This window comes from Anaerovorax odorimutans (genome assembly GCF_024459955.1).
Lineage (GTDB): Bacteria > Bacillota > Clostridia > Peptostreptococcales > Anaerovoracaceae > Hominibacterium > Hominibacterium odorimutans_A.
Window position 1 is genome coordinate 188,937 of sequence record NZ_JANFXK010000005.1, and the last position, 6,398, is coordinate 195,334.

At 50.2% G+C, this 6,398-nt stretch carries 3 protein-coding genes; all 3 read right to left on the bottom strand.

The genetic code is table 11. From position 1 onward, the window contains the following. Positions 1 to 15 precede the first annotated feature (15 nt). Entirely contained in the window at positions 16 to 3,459 is a 3,444-nt protein-coding gene (locus NE619_RS06525) for a pyruvate carboxylase (RefSeq protein ID WP_256131578.1), read from the bottom strand. Positions 3,460 to 3,525: 66 nt separating this feature from the next. Beyond that, a complete protein-coding gene (locus tag NE619_RS06530) occupies positions 3,526 to 4,329 on the bottom strand; it encodes a mechanosensitive ion channel family protein (RefSeq protein ID WP_256131579.1) in 804 nt (267 codons plus the stop codon). Between the two features lie 21 nt (positions 4,330 to 4,350). Next, positions 4,351 to 6,231: a translational GTPase TypA gene (gene typA, locus NE619_RS06535; protein WP_256131580.1), complete on the bottom strand. Its 1,881-nt coding sequence runs from the start codon at positions 6,229 to 6,231 to the stop codon at positions 4,351 to 4,353. Between the last annotated feature and the right edge of the window lie 167 nt (positions 6,232 to 6,398).

Here is a 6,398-nt window from a genome sequence, read left to right on the forward strand (position 1 = left end):
CCTCTGCTTCGGCAGTTACTTCAATTTAGCGACCAGCTCGCCCGCTTTAACCTGCTGACCTTCTTTTACGTAGATCTTGTCAACGGTTCCTTTCATCGGCGATAAAATATTGGTCTCCATTTTCATAGCTTCGATTACTGCGATCGGCTGCTTTTCATCCACCGCTTCGCCTTCTTTTACCAGCACCTTAAGGATATTTCCCGGGATATTGGCTCCGATCTCCGACGGATCTTCCGCATTGGCATAGAGGATCTGAGAAGCTGTGGATACGATGCTCGCATCCTTGTCTTTGATCCTTACTGCGCTGCGGTTGCCGTTCACTTCGAATACCACATCACGGAAGCCTTCTTCATCCGCGTCTCTGGCGTTAATCAGCTTGATTACCAGCTCTTTTCCTTCTGCGATCTTCACTTCGCAGGTTTCTCCCTCAGACAGGCCGTGGAAGAAAATATCGCTGCCCATGAGACGGAAGTTGCCTTCCTTCTTCAGGCTCTTGGTATAGTCCTCGAACACCTTCGGATACAGAGCATAGCTGAGCGCTTCTCTCTCCGTACCTTCAAGACCCAGTTCATCCTGCAGGTTTTTCTTGATCTGATCGAAATCTTCCGGCGGAAGCAATTCGCCAGGTCTGCAGGTGATCGGCTCTTTGCCGTGGAGCACCAGCTTCTGCAGTTTTTCCGGGAAACCGCCTTCCGGCTGACCCATCATGCCTTCAAAATAGGAAACGATGGAATCCGGGAAGTCGATGTCCTTGGCTTTTTCATAAATGTTTTCCGGCGTCAGGTCGTTCTGCACCATAAAGATGGCCATGTCGCCCACTGCCTTGGAAGACGGCGTTACTTTGACAATATCGCCCAGCATTTCATTGACCGCCTTGTACATATCTTTTACTTCTTCAAATTTGTGGCCCAGACCAAAGCTTTCCACCTGTGGTTTCAGGTTGGAATACTGGCCTCCCGGGATCTCGTATTTGTAGATCTCCGCGGAGCTTGCCAGCAGCTCGGATTCAAAGCTCTTGTAAACCGGTCTTACGGCCGCCCAGTAGTCGGAAATCTTCTGGATGCCGTCCGGGTCGATACCGGTTTCTCTTTCCGTGTTCTCAACAGCGGCAACAACCGAGTTGAGCGCCGGCTGACTGGTCAGTCCCGACATGCTGTTGAAAGCAGCGTCTACAATGTCCACACCTGCGCTGGCTGCCATCAGAATGGTAGCAATGCCGTTTCCGCTGGTATCATGAGTATGCAGATGAATCGGAATGCTGATTTCCTGCTTGAGTGCGTCGATCAGCTTTCTGGCCGCCATCGGCTTGATGAGGCCGGACATGTCCTTGATGCCCAGAATATGGCTGCCCCGCTTCTCCAGCTCCTTAGCCATGCGCACATAATAGCTCAGGTTATATTTTTCTTTCCGGTCGTCCAGAATATCACCGGTGTAACAGATGCAGGCTTCTGCGACCTTGCCCTGATTGAGTACTTCGTCCAGAGCGATCTCCATGCCTTCGATCCAGTTGAGGGAGTCGAAGATACGGAAAATGTCAATGCCCGAATCCGCCGACTCTTTGACAAAACGGCGAATCACGTTATCCGGGTAATTCTTGTAGCCTACGCCGTTGGCTCCGCGGATCAGCATCTGGAAAAGGATGTTGGGCATCTTTCTCCGCAGCGTATCCAACCGTTCCCACGGATCTTCCTTCAGGAAGCGGTAGGAGGTGTCAAAGGTGGCTCCTCCCCACATTTCCAGAGAGAACAGGTCTTTTCCATAGTAGGCCGTGGCCGGAGCGATTTTCTCCATGTCCACCGTCCGCACTCTGGTAGCCATCAGCGACTGCTGCGCATCACGCATGGTCGTATCGGTCAGCAGCAGCTTTTTCTGCTCCAGTATCCAGCTTACCAGACCGTCCGGACCTTTTTCATCCAGGATCTGCTTGGTCCCCGACAGCTGGTCGATGACATCCTGCTTGATTCTCGGGAAAATCGGCACATCGAAGTCCGGCTTCACGCCCTTGGTTTCATTGATGAATTTATCTCCCAGGAAAGAAAGAACTTTCAGCTCTTTATCCTGTCTTGCACGAATGTTAAGCAGCTCCGGATTGTCGGCGATGAATCCGGTGTCACACTGTCCGGCCCGGAAGGTCGGATGGTTGAGCACGTTCATCAGGAAGGCCGCATTGGTCTTAACGCCGGTAATCTTCATCTCCCGCAGAGCACGCATCGCCTTGTTAGTTGCATCCCTAAAGGATCTGGCCCAGGAAGTTACCTTTACCAGCAGGCTGTCGTAATACGGCGAGATCGTGGAATCGGTGAAAGCGTTTCCTCCGTCCAGACGAATTCCAAAGCCCGACGCGCTGCGGTACATGCTGATGACACCCGTATCCGGCGCAAAACCGTTGATCGGGTCTTCTGTGGTAACACGGCACTGGATGGCATAGCCTCTCGGCTGAATGGAATCCTGTCCCTTGATATTCACCTCATCCGAATCCAGCTTGTGTCCCTGGGCGATCAGGATCTGAGACTGGACAATATCGATGCCCGTCGTCATCTCCGTTACCGTGTGCTCCACCTGGATTCTCGGATTCATTTCGATAAAGTAGTGATCTCCGTTTTTGTCCACCAGAAATTCCACCGTACCGGCGCTTCTGTAGTTAACAGCTCCCGCGATCTTGAGAGCATCGGCGCAGATGCGCTCCCGCTGCTCCTGACTGATGCAGATCGCCGGGGTAAACTCAACCACCTTCTGATGCCGTCTCTGGATGGAACAGTCTCTCTCATACAGATGAACCAGGTTACCGTAGTTATCTCCCAGAACCTGTACTTCGATATGTTTCGGCCGCTCCAGATATTTTTCAATGAAAATATCGTCGATACCAAAGGCTTTCTTCGCTTCGCTCTTGGCGCTGCGGAACTGTGGAAGCAGCTCCTCCGGAGTTCTGACGATTCTCATGCCTCTGCCGCCGCCGCCTGCCGCTGCTTTGAGCATAACCGGGTATCCGCAGACTTCTGCGTATTTCACTGCGTCCTCTTCTGTCTGAATGGCTTCTTCAACGCCCGGAATCGTAGGTACGCCTACCTTGTTTGCAACGATCTTGGACTGGATTTTATCTCCCAGATTCTCCATCATCTTATATGTAGGTCCTATGAAGACAATTCCTGCTTCTTCACAGGCTTTGGCAAATTCCACGTTTTCCGACAGGAATCCGTAACCCGGGTGAATGGCGTCCACGCCCTTTGCCTTGGCCAGTTCGATGATCTCGTCGATGGCCAGATAAGCGTCAACCGGGGATTTACCCTTACCTACGCGGTAAGATTCGTCAGCTTTTGTTCTGAAAAGCGTGTTTTTATCTTCTTCGGAATATATAGCCACGCTTCTGATACCAAGTTCTTTGCAGGCTCTGAATATTCGGATGGCGATTTCTCCTCTGTTCGCCACTAACACTCTTTTAAACTTTTTGTTCTGTTCCATATTCGGAGTCTCCTTTCTTTTACTTATCCCTATATTTTATCATTTTCAGCAGCTTGTCGCCACTATTTATTTCTTCTTGATATGAACGTCCATCTGAGGAAACGGTATTGTGATGCCCGCCTCATCGAAAGCAAGCTTTACGTTCTCCTCCAGGAAGTATTTTACGTCCCAGTAATCGTCGGTCTCGCACCATACTTTCATATCAATGGAAATGCAGTTGTCCTTCTGACCCGCAACCCCGATGATCGGTTCCGGATCTCTATATATAGCAGGGTGGGATTCGGCAATGGCTGCCAGAATATCCTTCGCCTGTTTTATATCGTCGTCATATCCGATGTTAAAGCAGCAGTCCACGCGGCGCTTGCTTTCCTTGGTATAGTTGATCAAAACGGATGTGTTGACCATGCCGTTGGGAATGGTGATCACTTTATTGTCGTACGTTTTCAGGTGGGTCACGAAAAGGTCGATATCCCGCACCTTTCCCGTCGTGCCGTTGATGTCGATGAAGTCGTCCTGCGCAAAAGGCTTGTTGATGAGGATCATAATCCCTCCGGCCACATTGGCAAGACTGTCTCTGAGAGCCAGAGCGATCGCCGCGCCCGCTGCTGCCAGCACCGTAATCAGACTGTTCATCTTAAATCCGAATCGTTCCATAATCATCAGGATCAATATGATCCACATAATAATCTTGGTGATCCTGAGGATAAACCGGTACAGCACCGGGTCCAGCGAAGACCGCTCCAGGGTCTTTTTCGCCACATGGAGAACAATCCTGATGATAATATATCCGACAATCAGTATCGCCAGCGCGATTCCCAAATTAATCAGCTTCTCCAGGGTCGCATCGGAAACAGAAAAGTTGTCAAACATAAAGACCTCCTAACTGACCGATCAGTCGATCTTCCTGCCGCTCCGCCTGCGGTCCAGTTCTTTGAGGATTTTTTTGCGGAGACGGATATCATCGGGAACGATTTCTACCAGCTCATCGTCTCCGATAAACTCCAGCGCCTCTTCCAGGGTAAAGGTTCTGGCCGGGGCCAGCTTGATGTTGTCATCGCTTCCCGCAGCCCGCATGTTGGTCGCCTTTTTCGCCTTGCAGGGGTTGACCACCATATCGTCGCTGCGGCTGTTCATGCCGATAATCATACCTTCATAAACCTTGGTGCCCGGCTCAATAAACATCTGAACCCGCTCACTGATATTGAACAGCGCATACGGCGTAGCAACGCCTTCTTCCTGGGCAATGGCAACACCGTTGGTCCGCTGCGGAATGTCGCCTTTGTATTCGTCAAATCCGTCAAACCGTCTGACCATCGTGCCTTCGCCCCTGGTGTCATTGATAAACTCGGTCCGGTATCCTAAAAGGCCCCTGGTGGGAACCAGGTATTCCATTCTGGTATAACCGTTTTCCGCGCTCATCTCCCGCATCACGCCTTTTCTCAGGTTCAGTTTGGAAATAACCGAACCGGAGTATTCGTCCGGCACTGAAATCACCACTTCCTCAATCGGCTCCAGCACCTTGTTTTTTTCATTTCTGTGCATGATGACTTCCGGTTTGGAAACTGCCAGCTCATAGCCTTCTCTTCTCATGTTTTCAATGAGAATGGAAAGGTGCAGCTCACCGCGCCCGGAAACCTTAAAGCAGTCCGTGGAATCGGTTTCCTCCACCATCAGGCCCACGTTGACTTCCAACTCCTTGTCCAGCCGCTCTTTGATGTGGCGGGAGGTGACGAATTTGCCAACTTTTCCCGCGAAAGGACTTTTGTTTACCATGAAGTTCATCGAGAGAGTCGGTTCTTCGATATGGATGGTTTCCATGGGCTGCGGATTCTTCTCATCGCAGATGGTTTCTCCAATGGAAATATCCGCGATTCCGGAAACAACCACAATATCGCCGGACTGGGCTTCCTTTACCGGCACCCGCTTGAGTCCCCGGTAAATAAAGACCTGGTTGATCTTTCGCTGTTCCAGACTGCCGTCCGCCTTTGCCACAGCCACTGTCTGCGCCTCCCGGATGACACCCTTGGTAACTCTTCCGATCCCTAATCTTCCTATATAATCATCATACCCCAAAGTGGAGATTTGAACCTGCAGCGGCTCATTATTTAAGTCCGGGTAAGGATTTACGTGCTTGATAATCGTATCGAATAGAGGGGTAATGTCCAGACCGTTCATACCGGCAGCGGTCTTTCTGGCCTTCTTGTCCTCCTGCCCGATCTCGATTCCTTCCGCGTCTTTCGGATCGTAAACCACGATTCCCTGTCTGGCAATGCCGTAAAGAATGGGGAAATCCAGCTGACGGTCGTTAGCTTCCAGGTCCATGAAAAGCTCGTAAACTTCATCCACCACTTCTTTGATCCGCGCATCTTTTTTGTCGATCTTGTTGATCAGCAGGATAGGATTGATGCCTTCCTCCAGGGACTTTTTCAGTACGAAACGGGTCTGGGGCATGGGGCCTTCGCTGGAATCCACCAGCAGAATAACCGTGTCCACCGTTTTCATGATCCGCTCTACTTCGGAAGAAAAATCCGCATGTCCCGGTGTATCCACAATATTGATCTTCACATCGTTGTGCATAACCGAACAATTTTTTGAATAAATAGTAATCCCGCGTTCCCGCTCGATATCATCGCTGTCCATAACGCAGTCCACCACGTCCTGGTTTTCCCGGAAAACGTTGCTCTGGTTTAAAAATGCGTCCACCAGCGTGGACTTTCCCGCATCGACGTGTGCGATCACTGCTATATTAATAATTTTCTGTCGTTCTGTCATTGTTGCTTTTTCCTACTTCCCTTTATTGTATTAAAGTTATAATCATACATGTAAATGTAACCCTTAAATTTTACCACAAAAGTATTTTATTTGCAAGTACCCGGAAATTTGCCCTGTTGTTAACTTGTGATAATGTCACTATAGGATTCACTTGAGAAAATGTCCCA

What these genes read in the sequence shown, in the direction of transcription:
- NE619_RS06525 (WP_256131578.1), bottom strand. Translation starts at nt 3,459, where the DNA reads ATGGAACAGAACAAAAAGTTTAAAAGAGTGTTAGTGGCGAACAGAGGA.
- NE619_RS06530 (WP_256131579.1), bottom strand. Translation starts at nt 4,329, where the DNA reads ATGTTTGACAACTTTTCTGTTTCCGATGCGACCCTGGAGAAGCTGATT.
- typA (WP_256131580.1), bottom strand. Translation starts at nt 6,231, where the DNA reads ATGACAGAACGACAGAAAATTATTAATATAGCAGTGATCGCACACGTC.